This is a genomic window from Thalassospira lucentensis (genome assembly GCF_050516545.1).
In the GTDB taxonomy this organism is placed as follows: Bacteria; Pseudomonadota; Alphaproteobacteria; order Rhodospirillales; family Thalassospiraceae; genus Thalassospira; species Thalassospira lucentensis_C.
In genome coordinates, this window is record NZ_CP191544.1 from 2,898,342 (window position 1) to 2,920,981 (window position 22,640).

A 22,640-nucleotide genomic window follows, 5' to 3' on the forward strand; every position below is an offset into this window, starting at 1 on the left:
TCACCACTCGATACGTTCGACATTGGAGAATGTCAACTCAGAACCATCGGAAAAGACGATTGTTCCAGACGAATCGGTGGAAAGTTCAAGATGGTGTTTTTTCGAATCGGTGATCTCGCCTTCATCAAGGATCAAGGTCCAGTCACTCGAGTCGATTTTCCCGCCACCCAAGCCGTTAAGTTCAATGGTATCGGTGGTCCATCCATTGGCACCACCATCCACAGTGTCATTGCCTTCACCCATGTTAAAGATGAACAGATCGGATCCCCCGCCGCCATACAGCGCGTCATCACCGAACCCGCCCATCAGGGTGTCGTTGTCATCGCCCCCCAGCAGCAAGTCATTACCGTCACCGCCGCTCAGTGTATCCTTGCCTGCACCACCACTCAGGGTGTCATCCCCGTCGTCGCCATACAGCTTGTCATCACCACCGCCGCTATCAAGCGTGTCATTGCCTGACCCGCCATAGAAGGTGTCCTTGCCCCATCCGCCGGTCAGGGTGTCGTTATCCGCCCCGCCATCGAAATAGTTGTCCCCGCCGTCAGCGACAAGAATGTCGTTACCATCGCCACCAAGGAAGGTGTCATCACCATAGGCGCCGTGAATGGAGTCATCTCCCCCACCGCCCCAGACCGTGTTCTTACCATCACCGACATTAATACTATCATTGCCATCACCTGCCGAAACGGTGTCATTCTCACTGCCGGTCGAAATGGTGTCGTCACCACTTCCGGTCCAAATGGTGTTGCGCCCTTCACCAGCAGATATGGTGTTATTGCCACCTTCGTCATAGATAATGTCGTCGCCAGAACCACTTGTGATGCTGTCATTACCCGTACCGGTCCAGACAAGGTTATCCCCCTCACCTGCGCTGACATTATTGTTGCCGCTCCCACCAATGATCGTGTCATTACCACTGCCGACAGTGATGCTGTCATCCCCGCTGCCAGTCGCAATATAGTTCTTCCCTTCACCAGCATTGACATAGTTGTTACCATCTCCGCCAAGGATCGTGTCATCGCCACTCCCCGCATAGAGGCTGTCATTGCCCGCGCCGGTTTCAATGTGGTTATTACCTTCATTGGCATAGATGATGTTGTCTCCATCACTGGCATAGATGCTGTCGTTACCGCTTCCTGCCGTAATGTAATCATTGCCGGTTCCGCCAAGGATGGTGTTGTTCCCTTCCCCGCCGTGAACGGTATCGTTACCGGCACCAGCATCAATATAGTCGTTGCCGCCATCACCGGTAACACTATCATCTCCGTCACCGGCATAGATCACGTCGTTACCGTTCCCGGCCCAGATGGTGTCATTACCGGGATTTGTCGATATCGTATCATTACCACCACCGGCGCCAACAGTGTCATTCCCTGACCCGGTCTCGAACTCGTCATTGTTATCTGATCCCCAGCGGGTTTCATCGCTGTCGACGGTCTCTTCTATGGTGACTTCAAGAATGGCCGTGGTGGTGGCCGTATCATCACCATCCTGAGACTGAACAGACACGGTCAGCTCAAACGTACCAGCATAATCACTGCCCGCCATAATCGTCAGCCCGACCAGTTGGGCTGCACCTAGTGTCCAGGTCCCATTCCCGTTGTTGGTCCCTGCCGACAGGGTCGCACCGGTTGGTACACCACTGATCGTAACCGTCAGCGTTTCACTGCTATCGGTAACGGCAGCATCAATATCAAGGGCAACGCTATTGCCTTCATCTCCGCTGGCGTCGGACACTTCAAGGGTTGGTGTATCGGCAACACCGGCAACATCAATTGTGATTGTGTCATTGACACTTGCAGTGTCTGCACCGTCGGTCGAAGTAACCGTAACACTCAGATCAAACGATCCGGAATAGTCATCCGGTGGCGTAATGCTCAGGCCTTCAAGGTCCGTTGCTGACAGCGTCCAGGTGCCATTCCCATTGTTGGTGCCAGCAGACAGCGTTGCGCCATCAGGCACACCCGAAATGGTCACCGACAGAACCTCAGATGCATCACTCAGGCTCGCATCGACATCAAGTGCGAAGCTTGTATCTTCATCACCTGACGCATCAGATGCATCAAAGGTCGGTGTATCGGCAACACCGGCTACATCAACCGTGATCGTATCACTGACACTCGCAGTGTCCTCGCCATCGGTCGAAGTCACCGTAACGCTCAGGTCAAACGATCCGGAATAATCATCGCTCGGTGTGATCGTCAGACCTTCAAGGTCCGCTGCTGACAGCGTCCAAGTGCCATCGCCACTATCTGTACCGGCCGACAGGGTTGCGCCATCCGGAACACCTGAAATGGTCACCGACAGAACTTCCGATGTGTCACTCAGCCCGGCTCCGATATCAAGTGCAATGGTTGCATCTTCGTTGCCAGAGGCATCAGACACCTCAAGGCTCGGCGTATCTGCAACACCGGCTATATCAACTGTAATAACATCACTGATCGAAGCACTGTCATCACCGACAGCGGACATTGCCGTCACATCAAGATCAAACGAACCGCTGTAGTCATCGGCCGGCGTGATCGTCAGACCGTCAAGGTCATCTGGTCCCAAGGTCCAGGTACCGTCGCCATTATCCGTACCCGCAGACAGTATTGCCCCGTCAGGAACGCCGGAAATGGTGATCGAAAGGATTTCTGTGCTGTCGCTGAGCCCGGCGTCGATATCAAGAGCGATTGCATTATCTTCACGGCCACTTGTGTCCGACACTGACAAAGTCGGTGCTTCTGCTGCCGGGTCATAAAGAACGCCGTCGACATAGATTTCGACATTTTCAATATTGTCGACTTCAACACCCAACGCATCGAGTGTAAGGCTTCCCTCTTGGCCCGAATCGATATGATCCTGCAGGTCCTGCAACGCATCAATGACGCCATCGCCCGACAGTTGATCTGAACTTAGATACAGCTTCAGATTATCGGTATTACTACCACCATCAATAAGTCCGGTTCCTTCGGCAGACAGATCAACGCTATAGCGAATTTCGTCGTTTCCAGAATCGCCATAAAGCTGATCATCACCTGACCCCGTCAGGATATCATCAGAACTTCCACCATAAAGTGTGTCAGTTCCTTCTCCGCCATCAAGGGTATCCCTGCCTGCACCACCAAGAATGGTGTCATTTCCAGCACCGCCGGTTACCGTATCGTTGCTATTTCCTGCATCGATATAGTCGTCACCATCTCCACCCGAAATCGTATCCTTACCGCCGCCACCAAAGATCGTATCATCGCCGGCACCGCCATCGACAATGTCATGTGATCCGCCCGCATTGACGTAATCATCACCGTCGCCGGCGTTAATCGTATCGCGGCCGCCGCCGCCGATGACGGTATCGTCACCGCTGCCGCTATTGATGACATCATTGCCACTGCCGCCATAAATAGTGTCGTCACCTGATCCGGACGCGATCGTGTCATGACCACCTTGGCCTTCAATGTAATCATTGCCGTCGCCGGTAGTAATTTCATCCGTGCCGCTGGTTCCAATAACTGTTTCGTTCGGGTTATCAATGATGTCGACCCGTAGGCTCTGCTCAATACTTGCGCTGTCATCCCCATCAACTGAGGTCGCTGTAACCGTCAGATCAAAACTACCGGAATAATCATTTGCCGGCGTAATCGTCAGACCTTCAAGATCACCCGGATTCAGTGTCCAGGTACCATCATTGTTATTGGTTCCCGCAGACAGAACCGCACCGTCTGGCACACCCGCGATGGTAACAGTCAAAATTTCGCTGGAATCTGTCAGACCTGCATCGATATCAAGGGCAACGCTATTGCCTTCATCTCCGCTTGCATTGGCAACAACAAGTGTTGGCGTATCTGCGACACCGGCAACATCAACCGTAATCGTATCGCTCACACTTGCTGTGTCTTCGCCATCGGTCGAGGTCACAGTCACGCTCAGATCAAACGAGCCGGAATAATCATCGCCCGGTGTGATCGTCAGACCTTCAAGATCCGCCGCCGACAATGTCCATGAACCATCATTATTGTTAATCCCTGCCGACAATGTAGCGTCTTCTGGCACACCAGAAATCGTTACAGACAATACTTCCGAGGCATCGCTCAATCCGGCATCAATATCGAGCGCGATGGCACTCTCTTCATTGCCCGAGGCATCCGAAACTTCAAGGGTCGGCAGATCCGCTTCACCAATTACATTCACCATGACGGTGTCAGTAACAGTTGCGATATCAACACCGTCCTGGGTGCTTGCCGTAATTTCCAGATCGAAAGAGCCACTGTAATCCGCAGGCGGTGTAACAGTAAGCCCGTCAAGATCATCTGATGTCAGCGACCATGTGCCATCACCATTATCAGTACCGGCAGACAAAGTCGCACCATCCGGCACGCCACCAATCGTGATTGTCAGGGTTTCCGAGCTGTCAGTGAGGCCTGCGTCGATGTCGAGTGCAATCGCACTGTCTTCAGAGCCCGAAGCATTCGAGGTTTCGAGCGTCGGCGCATCGGCCACACCGGCAACATCAACCGTAATCGAACCGGTCGTGGTGGCAACATCTTCACCGTCCGCAGACTGGGCGGCCACCCCCAGATCAAACGACCCGCTGAAGTCATCCGCCGGGGTAATTGTCAGACCTTCAAGATCACCGGAACTCAGCGTCCATGTACCATCACCATTATCCGTACCCGCAGACAGGGTCGCCCCGTCCGGCACGCCAGAGATGGTCACAGTGAGAACTTCACTGGAATCTGTCAGGCCTGCATCGATATCAAGTGCGATGGCACTGTCTTCGTTGCCCGAAGCGTTCGAGGTCTCAAGCGTTGGCGCATCCGCGACACCGGCAACATCAACTGTCAAACTGTCGGAGGTAACTGCAACATCTTCACCGTCCGCAGACTGAGCACTCACACCCAGATCAAAGCTGCCAGAGAAGTCATCCGCCGGTATGATCGTCAGACCTTCAAGATCGTCCGCCCCCAACGTCCAGGTGCCATCACCATTATCGGTACCAGCCGACAAGGTTGCACCGTCCGGAACACCGGAGATGGTGACCGTGAGAACTTCGCTGGAATCTGTCAGGCCTGCATCGATATCGAGCGCAATTGCTGAATCTTCCGCGCCCATCGCGTCTGTTAATTCGAGTGTCGGTGCGTCAGCCACCCCAACAACATCGACTGTAATCGTATTGGCGCTCGACAGAGAACCTCTTGTCGGTCTGACGATTTCCGCTGTTGTCGCAACATCATCGCCATCGGCAGACTGAGCCACCACACGAAGATCAAATGAGCCGCTGAAATCTTCTGGCGGGGTAATGGTCAGGCCCTCAAGGTCATCCGCTGAAAGGGTCCACTTACCATTGCCATTGTCTGTACCAGCCGACAAGGTCGCACCATCCGGAACACCGGAGATCGTGACTGTCAGAACTTCACTGGAATCTGTCAGAGCCGCATCAATATCGAGCGCAATCGCACTGTCTTCAAAGCCGGTAGCATCAGACACTTCGAGTGTTGGTTTATCTGCAACACCGGTAACATCAACCGTCAGGCTGTCGGTCGTAACTGCAACATCTTCGCCGTCCGCTGACTGCGCCGTTACATCAAGATCAAACGACCCGCTGAAATTCTCAGCCGGTGTAATCGTCAGACCTTCAAGGTCATCCGATCCCAGCGTCCAGGTACCGTCACCATTATCGGTACCTGCTGACAAGGTTGCGCCATCCGGAACACCGGAGATCGTGACCGTCAGAACTTCACTGGAATCTGTCAGACCGGCATCAATGTCGAGCGCGATGGCACTGTCTTCATTGCCCGAAGCATCGGAAGTTTCCAATGTTGGCGCATCCGCGACGCCCGCAACATCAACGGTCAAACTGTCGGTCGTAACTGCAACATCTTCGCCATCCGCCGACTGTGCCGTAACACCAAGATCAAAGCTGCCAGAGAAGTCATCTGCAGGCGTAATCGTCAGACCTTCAAGATCGTCCGATCCTAGCGTCCAGGTGCCGTCGCCATTATCGGTCCCTGCCGACAAGGTCGCACCGTCCGGAACGCCAGAGATGGTGACCGTCAGAACTTCGGAACTGTCAGTGAGACCGGCATCGATGTCGAGTGCAATCGCACTGTCTTCATTGCCGGAAGCATTCGACGTCTCAAGGGTTGGCGCATCTGCCACACCGGCAACATCAACCGTGATGCTGTCGCTTACAGAGGCAATGTCTTCACCGTCGGCAGACTGGGCGGTCACACCCAAGTCAAACGAACCGCTGAAGTCATCCGCCGGGGTGATCGTCAGACCTTCAAGGTCATCCGACCCCAACGTCCAGGTGCCATCGCCATTATCGGTACCAGCAGACAAGGTTGCGCCATCCGGAACACCGGAAATGGTGACTGTCAGAACCTCACTGGAATCTGTCAGACCAGCATCAATGTCGAGTGCAATCGCTGAATCTTCCGCACCCATCGCGTCTGTTAATTCGAGCGTTGGCGCATCTGCCACACCGGCAACATCAACCGTAATCGAACCCGACGTCGTCGCAATATCTTCGCCATCCGCAGACTGCACCGTTACACCAAGATCAAACGAACCGCTGAAGTCATCGGCTGGTGTAATCGTCAAACCTTCAAGATCATCCGAGCCCAACGTCCAGGTACCATCGCCATTATCGGTACCTGCTGACAAGGTTGCGCCATCCGGAACACCACTGATCGTGACTGTGAGAACTTCGGAGCTGTCAGTGAGATCGGCGTCAATATCAAGCGCAATCGCTGAATCTTCAGAACCGCTGGCATTGGAGGTTTCCAGCGTCGGAGCATCAGCAACACCAGCAACATCCACCGTGATCGACCCAGAGGTCGTCGCAACATCTTCACCATCGGCAGACTGTGCCGTCACACCAAGATCAAAGCTGCCAGAGAAGTCATCGGCCGGTGTAATCGTCAGACCCTCAAGATCATCCGACCCCAGCGTCCAGGTGCCGTCGCCATTATCCGTACCCGCCGACAAGGTCGCACCGTCCGGCACACCAGAGATGGTAACCGTCAGAACCTCACTGGAATCTGTCAGGCCAGCATCGATATCAAGTGCAATCGCGCTGTCTTCGGAACCACTGGCATCAGCAACATCCAAAGTCGGTGCATCCGCAACACCCGCAACATCAACCGTGATGGAACCGGACGTGGTCTCAACATCTTCACCATCTGCGGACTGCGCCGTAACACCAAGATCAAAGCTGCCAGAGAAGTCATCAGCTGGTGTAATCGTCAGACCTTCAAGATTATCCGAGCCCAGCGTCCAGGTGCCGTCACCATTATCCGTACCCGCCGACAAGGTTGCACCATCCGGTACGCCGGAGATGGTCACAGTGAGAACCTCACTGGAATCTGTCAGGCCCGCATCGATATCAAGCGCAATCGCGCTGTCTTCATTGCCCGACGCATTGGAGGTTTCCAGCGTTGGCGCGTCAGCGACACCCGCAACATCAACCGTAATCGAACCGGAAGTCGTCGCAACATCTTCGCCATCGGCCGACTGGGCAGTAACGCCGAGATCGAAGCTGCCAGAGAAGTCATCAGCAGGCGTAATCGTCAGACCTTCAAGATCGTCCGATCCCAGCGTCCAGGTACCATCACCATTATCCGTACCAGCCGACAGGGTCGCACCATCCGGAACACCACTGATCGTAACCGTAAGAACTTCGGAGCTATCGGTAAGACCAGCATCAATGTCGAGCGCAATCGCACTGTCTTCATTGCCAGAGGCATTCGACGTCTCAAGGGTTGGCGCATCTGCCACACCGACAACATCAACTGTGATGCTGTCGCTTACGGAGGCAATGTCTTCACCATCCGCAGACTGCGCGGTAACGCCCAAGTCAAACGATCCGCTGAAGTCATCCGCCGGGGTGATCGTCAGACCTTCAAGGTCATCCGATCCCAACGTCCAGGTGCCATCGCCATTATCCGTACCAGCCGACAAGGTTGCGCCATCCGGAACGCCAGAGATCGTGACTGTCAGAACTTCCGAGCTGTCGGTAAGACCGGCATCAATATCAAGCGCAATCGCGCTGTCTTCCGAACCACTGGCATTTGAGGTTTCGAGCGTCGGCGCATCGGCCACACCCGCAACGTCAACCGTGATCGAACCCGAAGTCATGGCGACATCTTCACCATCAGCCGACTGGGCGGTCACGCCCAGATCGAACGAACCGCTAAAGTCATCGGCCGGTGTAATCGTCAGACCTTCAAGATCATCCGAGACCAGCGTCCAGGTACCATCACCGTTATCGGTCCCCGCAGACAAAGTCGCTCCGTCCGGAACACCGGAGATGGTCACAGTAAGAACTTCGCTGGAATCTGTCAGACCAGCATCGATATCAAGTGCAATCGCGATGTCTTCATTGCCAGAAGCATCTGAAGTTTCCAAAGTCGGCGCATCCGCAACGCCAGCAACGTCAACCGTGATCGAACCAGAAGTCGTCGCAACATCTTCGCCATCTGCCGACTGGGCGGTAACACCCAGATCGAACGAACCGCTGAAGTCATCAGCCGGTGTAATCGTCAGACCTTCAAGGTCATCCGACCCCAGTGTCCAGGTGCCGTGACCATTATCCGTACCGGCTGACAAGGTTGCCCCATCCGGAACACCACTGATCGTAACTGTCAGAACTTCCGAGCTGTCCGTCAGACCGGCATCGATGTCGAGCGCTATGGCCGAATCTTCATTCCCGCTTGCGTCCGCCACATCTAAAGTCGGCGCATCCGCAACACCAGCAACATCGACCGTGATGCTGTCGCTTACAGAGGCGATGTCTTCACCGTCCGCAGACTGCGCGGTAACGCCCAAGTCAAACGACCCGCTGAAGTCATCGGCCGGGGTAATCGTCAGACCTTCAAGATCATCCGATCCCAGCGTCCAGGTGCCATCACCATTATCCGTACCCGCCGACAGGGTCGCGCCATCCGGAACACCGGAGATGGTGACCGTCAGAACTTCCGAGCTGTCAGTAAGGCCTGCATCGATATCCAGCGCAATTGCAGAATCTTCAGAACCGCTGGCGTCCGCAACATCCAAGGTCGGGGCATCCGCAACACCGGTAACATCAACCGTGATCGAACCCGTCGTGGTGGCAACATCTTCGCCGTCAGCCGATTGCGCTGTCACACCGAGATCGAACGATCCGCTGAAGTCATCGGCCGGGGTGATCGTCAGACCTTCAAGGTCATCCGACCCCAGTGTCCAGGTGCCGTGACCATTATCCGTACCGGCTGACAAGGTTGCCCCATCCGGAACACCACTGATCGTAACTGTCAGAACTTCCGAGCTGTCCGTCAGACCGGCATCGATGTCGAGCGCTATGGCCGAATCTTCATTCCCGCTTGCGTCCGCCACATCTAAAGTCGGCGTATCCGCAACACCGGCAACATCAACTGTGATGGAGCCAGACGCCGTCGCAACATCTTCGCCATCGGCAGACTGGGCAGTAACGCCCAGATCGAACGACCCGCTGAAGTCATCGGCAGGTGTAATCGTCAAACCTTCAAGATCATCTGATCCCAACGTCCAGGTGCCGTCACCGTTGTCCGTACCCGCAGACAAAGTCGCCCCGTCCGGCACACCGGAGATGGTGACCGTCAGGACTTCCGAGCTATCAGTGAGACCGGCGTCAATATCCAACGCTATGGCCGAATCTTCGGAACCGCTGGCATCCGCAACATCCAAAGTCGGAGCATCCGCAACACCGGCAACATCAACTGTCAGGCTGTCGGTGGTAACCGCAACATCCTCGCCGTCTGCCGACTGAGCGGTAACGCCCAGATCAAAGCTGCCAGAGAAGTCATCCGCCGGGGTAATCGTCAGACCTTCAAGATCATCCGACCCCAACGTCCAGGTACCATCGCCATTATCGGTACCAGCCGACAAAGTCGCGCCATCCGGAACACCAGAGATCGTGACTGTCAGAACTTCCGAGCTGTCGGTAAGACCGGCATCAATATCAAGCGCAATCGCGCTGTCTTCCGAACCACTGGCATTTGAGGTTTCGAGCGTCGGCGCATCGGCCACACCCGCAACGTCAACCGTGATCGAACCCGAAGTCATGGCGACATCTTCACCATCAGCCGACTGGGCGGTCACGCCCAGATCGAACGAACCGCTAAAGTCATCGGCCGGTGTAATCGTCAGACCTTCAAGATCATCCGAGACCAGCGTCCAGGTACCATCACCGTTATCGGTCCCCGCAGACAAAGTCGCTCCGTCCGGAACACCGGAGATGGTCACAGTAAGAACTTCGCTGGAATCTGTCAGACCAGCATCGATATCAAGTGCAATCGCGATGTCTTCATTGCCAGAAGCATCTGAAGTTTCCAAAGTCGGCGCATCCGCAACGCCAGCAACGTCAACCGTGATCGAACCAGAAGTCGTCGCAACATCTTCGCCATCTGCCGACTGGGCGGTAACACCCAGATCGAACGAACCGCTGAAGTCATCAGCCGGTGTAATCGTCAGACCTTCAAGATCATCCGATCCCAGCGTCCATGTACCATCACCATTATCCGTACCCGCCGACAGGGTTGCACCATCCGGCACGCCGGAGATCGTGACTGTCAGAACTTCCGAGCTGTCCGTCAGACCGGCATCAATATCAAGCGCAATCGCACTGTCTTCCGAACCCGAGGCATTCGAGGTCTCAAGGGTTGGCGCATCCGCAACACCAGCAACATCGACCGTGATGCTGTCGCTTACAGAGGCGATGTCTTCACCGTCCGCAGACTGCGCGGTAACGCCCAAGTCAAACGACCCGCTGAAGTCATCGGCCGGGGTAATCGTCAGACCTTCAAGATCATCCGATCCCAGCGTCCAGGTGCCATCACCATTATCCGTACCCGCCGACAGGGTCGCGCCATCCGGAACACCGGAGATGGTGACCGTCAGAACTTCCGAGCTGTCAGTAAGGCCTGCATCGATATCCAGCGCAATTGCAGAATCTTCAGAACCGCTGGCGTCCGCAACATCCAAGGTCGGGGCATCCGCAACACCGGTAACATCAACCGTGATCGAACCCGTCGTGGTGGCAACATCTTCGCCGTCAGCCGATTGCGCTGTCACACCGAGATCGAACGATCCGCTGAAGTCATCGGCCGGGGTGATCGTCAGACCTTCAAGGTCATCCGACCCCAGTGTCCAGGTGCCGTGACCATTATCCGTACCGGCTGACAAGGTTGCCCCATCCGGAACACCACTGATCGTAACTGTCAGAACTTCCGAGCTGTCCGTCAGACCGGCATCGATGTCGAGCGCTATGGCCGAATCTTCATTCCCGCTTGCGTCCGCCACATCTAAAGTCGGCGTATCCGCAACACCGGCAACATCAACTGTGATGGAGCCAGACGCCGTCGCAACATCTTCGCCATCGGCAGACTGGGCAGTAACGCCCAGATCGAACGACCCGCTGAAGTCATCGGCAGGTGTAATCGTCAAACCTTCAAGATCATCTGATCCCAACGTCCAGGTGCCGTCACCGTTGTCCGTACCCGCAGACAAAGTCGCCCCGTCCGGCACACCGGAGATGGTGACCGTCAGGACTTCCGAGCTATCAGTGAGACCGGCGTCAATATCCAACGCTATGGCCGAATCTTCGGAACCGCTGGCATCCGCAACATCCAAAGTCGGAGCATCCGCAACACCGGCAACATCAACTGTCAGGCTGTCGGTGGTAACCGCAACATCCTCGCCGTCTGCCGACTGAGCGGTAACGCCCAGATCAAAGCTGCCAGAGAAGTCATCCGCCGGGGTAATCGTCAGACCTTCAAGATCATCCGACCCCAGCGTCCAGGTGCCGTCGCCATTATCCGTACCCGCCGACAAGGTCGCACCGTCCGGCACACCAGAGATGGTAACCGTCAGAACCTCACTGGAATCTGTCAGGCCAGCATCGATATCAAGTGCAATCGCGCTGTCTTCGGAACCACTGGCATCAGCAACATCCAAAGTCGGTGCATCCGCAACACCCGCAACATCAACCGTGATGGAACCGGACGTGGTCTCAACATCTTCACCATCTGCGGACTGCGCCGTAACACCAAGATCAAAGCTGCCAGAGAAGTCATCAGCTGGTGTAATCGTCAGACCTTCAAGATTATCCGAGCCCAGCGTCCAGGTGCCGTCACCATTATCCGTACCCGCCGACAAGGTTGCACCGTCCGGTACACCACTGATCGTAACCGTCAGAACTTCCGAACTGTCCGTTAGGCCTGCGTCAATATCCAACGCTATGGCCGAATCTTCGGAACCACTTGCGTCCGCAACATCCAAAGTTGGGGCATCTGCAACACCCGCAACATCAACCGTAATCGAACCGGTCGTGGTGGCAACATCTTCGCCATCCGCCGACTGAGCGGTAACACCCAGATCAAAGCTGCCAGAGAAGTCATCAGCAGGTGTAATCGTCAGACCTTCAAGATCGTCCGAGCCCAACGTCCAGGTGCCATCCCCATTATCCGTACCAGCCGACAAGGTCGCGCCGTCCGGCACACCGGAGATCGTGACTGTCAGAACTTCCGAGTTGTCGGTAAGGCCTGCGTCAATATCGAGCGTGATCGCGCTGTCTTCGGAGCCGCTTGCGTCCGCGACATCCAAGGTCGGGGCATCGGCAACGCCGGCAACATCAACCGTAATCGAACCGGTCGTGGTGGCAACATCTTCGCCATCCGCCGACTGAGCACTCACACCCAGATCGAACGAACCGCTGAAATCGTCCGTCGGGGTAATCGTCAGACCTTCAAGATCATCCGAGCCCAACGTCCAGGTACCATCACCATTATCGGTACCAGCAGACAAGATCGCCCCGTCCGGTACACCACTGATCGTAACCGTCAGGACTTCTGAACTGTCGGTAAGACCGGCACCGATATCCAGCGCAATCGCTGAGTCTTCAGAACCGCTTGCGTCGGCAACATCCAAGGTCGGGGCATCAGCGACACCCGCAACGTCAACCGTGATCGACCTGGTCGTGGTGGCAATATCTTCACCGTCTGCCGACTGAGCGGTGACACCCAAGTCAAACGACCCGCTGAAGTCATCAGCTGGCGTAATCGTCAGACCTTCAAGATCATCCGAGCCCAGCGTCCAGGTGCCGTCACCATTGTCCGTACCAGCCGACAAAGTCGCGCCATCCGGCACACCAGAGATGGTGACTGTCAGAACTTCCGAGCTGTCGGTAAGACCGGCATCAACGTCGAGCGCAATCGCGCTGTCTTCATTGCCAGAGGCGTTTGAGGTTTCGAGTGTTGGCGCATCGGCGACACCCGCAACATCAAGGGTGATCGAACCGGTCGTGGTCGCAACGTCTTCACCATCCGCCGACTGAGCGGTAACACCCAGATCAAAGCTGCCAGAGAAGTCATCCGCTGGTGTAATTGTCAGACCTTCAAGGTCATCCGATCCCAACGTCCAGGTACCATCCCCATTATCCGTACCAGCCGACAAGGTCGCGCCGTCCGGCACGCCACTAATCGTAACCGTCAGAACTTCGCTCGAATCTGTCAGGCCTGCGTCAATGTCCAGCGCAATCGCACTGTCTTCAGAGCCAGAAGCATTCGACGTCTCGAGGGTTGGCGCATCTGCCACACCCGCAACATCAACTGTGATTGAACCAGAGGTCGTCGCAACATCTTCGCCATCAGCAGACTGTGCCGTCACGCCAAGATCAAACGATCCGCTGAAGTCATCAGCTGGCGTAATTGTCAAACCGTCAAGGTCATCCGATCCCAACGTCCAGGTGCCATCGCCATTATCGATACCAGCCGACAAGGTTGCGCCATCCGGAACGCCAGAGATGGTCACAGTTAGAACTTCACTGGAATCTGTCAGACCGGCATCAATATCAAGCGCGATCGCTGAATCTTCATTGCCGGAAGCGTTCGACGTCTCAAGGGTTGGCGCATCGGCAACCCCAGCAACATCAACGGTCAGGCTGTCGGTCGTAACCGCAACATCTTCGCCATCAGCTGACTGGGCAGTAACGCCCAGATCGAACGACCCGCTGAAGTCATCGGCAGGTGTAATCGTCAAACCTTCAAGATCATCTGATCCCAACGTCCAGGTGCCGTCACCGTTGTCCGTACCCGCAGACAAAGTCGCCCCGTCCGGCACACCGGAGATGGTGACCGTCAGGACTTCCGAGCTATCAGTGAGACCGGCGTCAATATCCAACGCTATGGCCGAATCTTCGGAACCGCTGGCATCCGCAACATCCAAAGTCGGAGCATCCGCAACACCGGCAACATCAACTGTCAGGCTGTCGGTGGTAACCGCAACATCCTCGCCGTCTGCCGACTGAGCGGTAACGCCCAGATCAAAGCTGCCAGAGAAGTCATCCGCCGGGGTAATCGTCAGACCTTCAAGATCATCCGACCCCAACGTCCAGGTACCATCGCCATTATCGGTACCAGCCGACAAAGTCGCGCCATCCGGAACACCAGAGATGGTAACCGTCAGAACCTCACTGGAATCTGTCAGGCCAGCATCGATATCGAGCGCAATGGCACTGTCTTCGTTGCCACTTGCGTCTGCAACGTCAAGGGTTGGCGCATCCGCAACACCCGTAACATCGACGGTAACCGTATCACTTACAGAGGCGATGTCTTCACCATCCGCCGACTGAGCGGTAACGCTCAGATCAAACGCCCCGCTGAAGTCATCGGCAGGCGTAATCGTCAGACCTTCAAGGTCATCCGATCCCAACGTCCAGGTGCCGTCGCCATTATCGGTACCCGCTGACAAGGTCGCACCATCCGGAACGCCAGAGATCGTAACTGTCAGAACTTCACTGGAATCCGTCAGGCCGGCATCAATATTGAGTGCAATGGCACTGTCTTCATTGCCAGACGCATTTGAAGTTTCAAGCGTTGGCGCATCAGCGACACCCGCGACATCAACTGTCAGGCTGTCGGTCGTAACTGCAACATCTTCGCCATCCGCAGACTGAGCGGTGACGCCCAGATCAAAGCTGCCAGAGAAGTCATCGGCCGGCGTGATCGTCAGACCTTCAAGATCATCCGAACCCAGCGTCCAGGTGCCATCGCCATTATCGGTACCAGCTGAGAGGGTCGCACCATCCGGAACACCGGAGATGGTCACAGTGAGAACTTCACTGGAATCTGTCAGAGCCGCATCAATATCGAGAGCAATGGCACTGTCTTCATTGCCAGACGCATTTGAAGTTTCAAGCGTTGGCGCATCAGCGACACCCGCAACATCAACTGTGATCGAACCGGACGTCGTCGCAACATCTTCGCCGTCTGCCGATTGCGCCGTAACGCCAAGATCAAACGAACCAGAGAAGTCATCGGCCGGCGTGATCGTCAGACCTTCAAGATCATCCGACCCCAAAGTCCAGGTGCCATCACCATTATCCGTACCGGCAGACAGGGTCGCACCGTCCGGAACACCGGAGATCGTGACTGTCAGAACTTCCGAGCTGTCGGTAAGACCAGCATCAATGTCGAGTGCAATCGCGCTGTCTTCTGAGCCACTGGCATCCGCAACATCCAAAGTCGGTGCATCGGCAACACCGGTAACATCAACCGTAATCGAACCAGAGGTCGTCGCAACATCTGCGCCATCCGCAGACTGCGCCGTCACACCAAGATCAAACGAACCAGAGAAGTCATCGGCCGGGGTGATCGTCAGACCTTCAAGATCATCCGAACCCAAAGTCCAAGTGCCGTCACCGTTATCCGTACCTGCCGACAAAGTCGCGCCATCTGGAACACCGGAGATCGTGACTGTCAGAACTTCCGAGCTGTCGGTAAGACCAGCATCAATGTCGAGTGCAATCGCGCTGTCTTCTGAGCCACTGGCATCCGTGACATCCAAAGTCGGTGCATCGGCAACACCGGTAACATCAACCGTAATCGAACCAGAGGTCGTCGCAACATCTCCACCGTCGGCAGACTGCGCCGTCACACCAAGATCAAACGACCCAGAGAAGTCATCGGCCGGCGTGATCGTCAGACCTTCAAGATCATCCGACCCCAATGTCCAGGTGCCGTCACCATTATCCGTACCTGCAGACAGAGTTGCGCCATCCGGAACGCCGGAGATGGTAACCGTCAGAACCTCACTGGAATCCGCCAGGCCCGCATCGATATCGAGCGCAATGGCACTGTCTTCGTTGCCACTTGCGTCTGCAACGTCAAGGGTTGGCGCATCGGCAACACCAGCAACATCGACGGTAACTGTATCGCTGATAGAGGCAACATCTTCGCCGTCTTCCGACTGAGCCGTAACACCAAGATCGAACGATCCGCTGAAGTCATCGGCCGGCGTAATCGTCAGACCTTCAAGATCATCCGACCCCAACGTCCAGGTGCCATCGCCATTATCCGTACCAGCCGACAAAGTCGCACCGTCCGGAACGCCGGAGATGGTCACAGTGAGAACCTCACTGGAATCTGTCAAGCCGGCATCGATATCGAGCGCAATCGCTGAATCTTCATTGCCAGAAGCATCCGCAACGTCAAGGGTTGGCGCATCCGCAACACCCGTAACATCGACGGTAACCGTATCACTTACAGAGGCAACATCTTCGCCGTCGGCCGACTGTGCCGTTACACCAAGATCAAAGCTGCCAGAGAAGTCATCCGCCGGCGTAATCGTCAGACCTTCAAGATCATCCGATCCCAACGTCCAGGTGCCATCCCCATTATCCGTACCAGCCGACAAAGTCGCACCATCCGGAACGCCGGAGATCGTGACTGTCAGAACTTCACTGGAATCTGTCAGGCCTGCATCAATATCAAGCGCAATCGCTGAATCTTCATTGCCAGAAGCATCCGCAACGTCAAGGGTTGGCGCATCCGCAACACCCGTAACATCGACGGTAACCGTATCACTTACAGAGGCGATGTCTTCACCATCCGCTGACTGAGCTGTAACGCCCAGATCAAACGAACCGCTAAAGTCATCCGCAGGCGTGATCGTCAGACCTTCAAGATCATTCGATCCCAACGTCCAGGTGCCATCACCATTATCCGTACCAGCCGACAAAGTCGCACCATCCGGAACGCCGGAGATGGTGACCGTGAGAACCTCACTGGAATCTGTCAGACCGGCATCGATATCAAGCGCAATGGCACTGTCTTCTGAGCCAGAAGCGTCAGCGACATCAAGTGTCGGCGCATCTGCAACGCCAGCAACATCAACCGTGATCGAACCGGTCGTGGTCGCAACATCTTCACCATCGGCAGATTGCGCCGTCACACCGAGATCAAACGAACCGCTGAAGTCGTCCGCCGGTGTGATCGTCAAACCTTCAAGATCGTCCGAGCCCAACGTCCAGGTGCCGTCACCATTATCGGTACCTGCAGACAAAGTCGCACCATCCGGAACACCGGAGATGGTGACCGTCAGAACTTCCGAGCTGTCGGTGAGACCGGCGTCAATATCGAGTGCAATCGCAGAATCTTCATTCCCGCTTGCGTCAACAACATCCAAAGTCGGCGCATCGGCAACACCGGCAACATCGACTGTGATGTTACCGCTAACATCGGCAACGTCTTCACCGTCAGCCGACTGTGCCGTCACGCCCAGGTCAAACGAACCAGAGAAGTCATCGGCAGGGGTAATCGTCAGACCTTCAAGGTCATCCGAGCCCAGCGTCCAGGTACCATCGCCATTATCCGTACCCGCAGACAGGGTCGCACCGTCCGGCACGCCAGAGATGGTAACCGTCAGAACCTCACTGGAATCTGTCAGACCGGCATCGATATCAAGCGCAATCGCGCTGTCTTCTGAGCCAGAAGCGTCAGCGACATCAAGTGTCGGCGCATCTGCAACGCCAGCAACATCAACCGTGATCGAACCGGTCGTGGTCGCAACATCTTCACCATCGGCAGATTGCGCCGTCACACCGAGATCAAACGAACCGCTGAAGTCGTCCGCCGGTGTGATCGTCAAACCTTCAAGATCGTCCGAGCCCAACGTCCAGGTGCCGTCACCATTATCGGTACCTGCAGACAAAGTCGCACCATCCGGAACACCGGAGATGGTGACCGTCAGAACTTCCGAGCTGTCGGTGAGACCGGCGTCAATATCGAGTGCAATCGCAGAATCTTCATTCCCGCTTGCGTCAACAACATCCAAAGTCGGCGCATCGGCAACACCGGCAACATCGACTGTGATGTTACCGCTAACATCGGCAACGTCTTCACCGTCAGCCGACTGTGCCGTCACGCCCAGGTCAAACGAACCAGAGAAGTCATCGGCAGGGGTAATCGTCAGACCTTCAAGGTCATCCGAGCCCAGCGTCCAGGTACCATCGCCATTATCCGTACCCGCAGACAGGGTCGCACCGTCCGGCACGCCAGAGATGGTAACCGTCAGAACCTCACTGGAATCTGTCAGACCGGCATCGATATCAAGCGCAATCGCGCTGTCTTCGTTGCCACTTGCGTCTGCAACATCCAAAGTCGGCGCATCAGCAACGCCTGCAACATCGACGGTAACAGTATCGCTTACAGAGGCAACATCTTCGCCGTCCGCAGACTGAGCAGTCACACCAAGATCAAATGATCCGCTGAAGTCATCAGCAGGCGTGATCGTCAGACCTTCAAGGTCATCCGAGCCCAGCGTCCAGGTGCCATCGCCATTATCGGTACCAGCCGACAGAGTTGCACCGTCCGGAACACCGGAGATGGTCACACTCAGAACTTCCGAGCTGTCGGTAAGACCAGCATCAATGTCCAGCGCAATCGCTGAATCTTCATTACCGCTGGCGTCTGCAACATCCAAAGTCGGCGCATCAGCAACACCCGCAACATCAACCGTCAGGCTGTCTGTCGTAACCGCAACATCTGAACCGTCAGCCGACTGAGCGGTAACACCCAGATCAAACGATCCGCTAAAGTCATCCACAGGCGTGATCGTCAGACCTTCAAGATCATCCGACCCCAATGTCCAGGTGCCGTCACCATTATCCGTACCTGCAGACAGAGTTGCGCCATCCGGAACGCCGGAGATGGTAACCGTCAGAACCTCACTGGAATCTGTCAGACCGGCATCGATATCAAGTGCAATCGCGCTGTCTTCGTTGCCACTTGCGTCTGCAACATCCAAAGTCGGCGCATCAGCAACACCCGCAACATCAACCGTCAGGCTGTCTGTCGTAACCGCAACATCTGAACCGTCAGCCGACTGAGCGGTAACACCCAGATCAAACGATCCGCTAAAGTCATCCGCAGGCGTGATCGTCAGACCTTCAAGATCATCCGACCCCAACGTCCAGGTACCATCGCCATTATCGGTACCAGCCGACAAAGTCGCGCCATCCGGAACACCAGAGATGGTAACCGTCAGAACCTCACTGGAATCTGTCAGGCCAGCATCGATATCGAGCGCAATGGCACTGTCTTCGTTGCCACTTGCGTCTGCAACGTCAAGGGTTGGCGCATCCGCAACACCCGTAACATCGACGGTAACCGTATCACTTACAGAGGCGATGTCTTCACCATCCGCCGACTGAGCGGTAACGCCAAGATCAAACGAACCAGAGAAGTCATCGGCCGGCGTGATCGTCAGACCTTCAAGATCATCCGACCCCAAAGTCCAGGTGCCATCACCATTATCCGTACCGGCAGACAGGGTCGCACCGTCCGGAACACCGGAGATCGTGACTGTCAGAACTTCCGAGCTGTCGGTAAGACCAGCATCAATGTCGAGTGCAATCGCGCTGTCTTCTGAGCCACTGGCATCCGCAACATCCAAAGTCGGTGCATCGGCAACACCGGTAACATCAACCGTAATCGAACCAGAGGTCGTCGCAACATCTGCGCCATCCGCAGACTGCGCCGTCACACCAAGATCAAACGAACCAGAGAAGTCATCGGCCGGGGTGATCGTCAGACCTTCAAGATCATCCGAACCCAAAGTCCAAGTGCCGTCACCGTTATCCGTACCTGCCGACAAAGTCGCGCCATCTGGAACACCGGAGATCGTGACTGTCAGAACTTCCGAGCTGTCGGTAAGACCAGCATCAATGTCGAGTGCAATCGCGCTGTCTTCTGAGCCACTGGCATCCGTGACATCCAAAGTCGGTGCATCGGCAACACCGGTAACATCAACCGTAATCGAACCAGAGGTCGTCGCAACATCTCCACCGTCGGCAGACTGCGCCGTCACACCAAGATCAAACGACCCAGAGAAGTCATCGGCCGGCGTGATCGTCAGACCTTCAAGATCATCCGACCCCAATGTCCAGGTGCCGTCACCATTATCCGTACCTGCAGACAGAGTTGCGCCATCCGGAACGCCGGAGATGGTAACCGTCAGAACCTCACTGGAATCCGCCAGGCCCGCATCGATATCGAGCGCAATGGCACTGTCTTCGTTGCCACTTGCGTCTGCAACGTCAAGGGTTGGCGCATCGGCAACACCAGCAACATCGACGGTAATCGAACCAGAGGTCGTCGCAACATCTCCACCGTCGGCAGACTGCGCCGTCACACCAAGATCAAACGACCCAGAGAAGTCATCGGCCGGCGTGATCGTCAGACCTTCAAGATCATCCGACCCCAATGTCCAGGTGCCGTCACCATTATCCGTACCTGCAGACAGAGTTGCGCCATCCGGAACGCCGGAGATGGTAACCGTCAGAACCTCACTGGAATCCGCCAGGCCCGCATCGATATCGAGCGCAATGGCACTGTCTTCGTTGCCACTTGCGTCTGCAACGTCAAGGGTTGGCGCATCGGCAACACCAGCAACATCGACGGTAACTGTATCGCTGATAGAGGCAACATCTTCGCCGTCTTCCGACTGAGCCGTAACACCAAGATCGAACGATCCGCTGAAGTCATCGGCCGGCGTAATCGTCAGACCTTCAAGATCATCCGACCCCAACGTCCAGGTGCCATCGCCATTATCCGTACCAGCCGACAAAGTCGCACCGTCCGGAACGCCGGAGATGGTCACAGTGAGAACCTCACTGGAATCTGTCAAGCCGGCATCGATATCGAGCGCAATCGCGCTGTCTTCTGAGCCAGAAGCGTCAGCGACATCAAGTGTCGGCGCATCTGCAACGCCAGCAACATCAACCGTGATCGAACCGGTCGTGGTCGCAACATCTTCACCATCGGCAGATTGCGCCGTCACACCGAGATCAAACGAACCGCTGAAGTCGTCCGCCGGTGTAATCGTCAGACCTTCAAGATCGTCCGAGCCCAACGTCCAGGTGCCGTCACCATTATCGGTACCTGCAGACAAAGTCGCACCATCCGGAACACCGGAGATGGTGACCGTCAGAACTTCCGAGCTGTCGGTGAGACCGGCGTCAATATCGAGTGCAATCGCAGAATCTTCATTCCCGCTTGCGTCAACAACATCCAAAGTCGGCGCATCAGCAACACCCGCAACATCAACCGTCAGGCTGTCTGTCGTAACCGCAACATCTGAACCGTCAGCCGACTGAGCGGTAACACCCAGATCAAACGATCCGCTAAAGTCATCCACAGGCGTGATCGTCAGACCTTCAAGATCATCCGACCCCAATGTCCAGGTGCCGTCACCATTATCCGTACCTGCAGACAGAGTTGCGCCATCCGGAACGCCGGAGATGGTAACCGTCAGAACCTCACTGGAATCTGTCAGACCGGCATCGATATCAAGTGCAATCGCGCTGTCTTCGTTGCCACTTGCGTCTGCAACATCCAAAGTCGGCGCATCAGCAACACCCGCAACATCAACCGTCAGGCTGTCTGTCGTAACCGCAACATCTGAACCGTCAGCCGACTGAGCGGTAACACCCAGATCAAACGATCCGCTAAAGTCATCCGCAGGCGTGATCGTCAGACCTTCAAGATCATCCGACCCCAACGTCCAGGTACCATCGCCATTATCGGTACCAGCCGACAAAGTCGCGCCATCCGGAACACCAGAGATGGTAACCGTCAGAACCTCACTGGAATCTGTCAGGCCAGCATCGATATCGAGCGCAATGGCACTGTCTTCGTTGCCACTTGCGTCTGCAACGTCAAGGGTTGGCGCATCCGCAACACCCGTAACATCGACGGTAACCGTATCACTTACAGAGGCGATGTCTTCACCATCCGCCGACTGAGCGGTAACGCCAAGATCAAACGAACCAGAGAAGTCATCGGCCGGCGTGATCGTCAGACCTTCAAGATCATCCGACCCCAAAGTCCAGGTGCCATCACCATTATCCGTACCGGCAGACAGGGTCGCACCGTCCGGAACACCGGAGATCGTGACTGTCAGAACTTCCGAGCTGTCGGTAAGACCAGCATCAATGTCGAGTGCAATCGCGCTGTCTTCTGAGCCACTGGCATCCGCAACATCCAAAGTCGGTGCATCGGCAACACCGGTAACATCAACCGTAATCGAACCAGAGGTCGTCGCAACATCTGCGCCATCCGCAGACTGCGCCGTCACACCAAGATCAAACGAACCAGAGAAGTCATCGGCCGGGGTGATCGTCAGACCTTCAAGATCATCCGAACCCAAAGTCCAAGTGCCGTCACCGTTATCCGTACCTGCCGACAAAGTCGCGCCATCTGGAACACCGGAGATCGTGACTGTCAGAACTTCCGAGCTGTCGGTAAGACCAGCATCAATGTCGAGTGCAATCGCGCTGTCTTCTGAGCCACTGGCATCCGTGACAT

The 22,640-nt window shown here is 55.8% G+C and carries 1 protein-coding gene (only partly in view); it reads right to left on the reverse strand.

Annotated elements, in window-relative coordinates; genetic code table 11:
• On the reverse strand, positions 1-22,640 hold the 3' portion of the coding sequence (locus ACQ0MK_RS13435) for a hypothetical protein (protein WP_430473048.1). 5,857 nt of this gene lie beyond the right edge of the window; the window shows 22,640 of its 28,497 coding nt (coding positions 5,858-28,497); its start codon lies off the right edge, out of view; it ends in the stop codon at positions 1-3.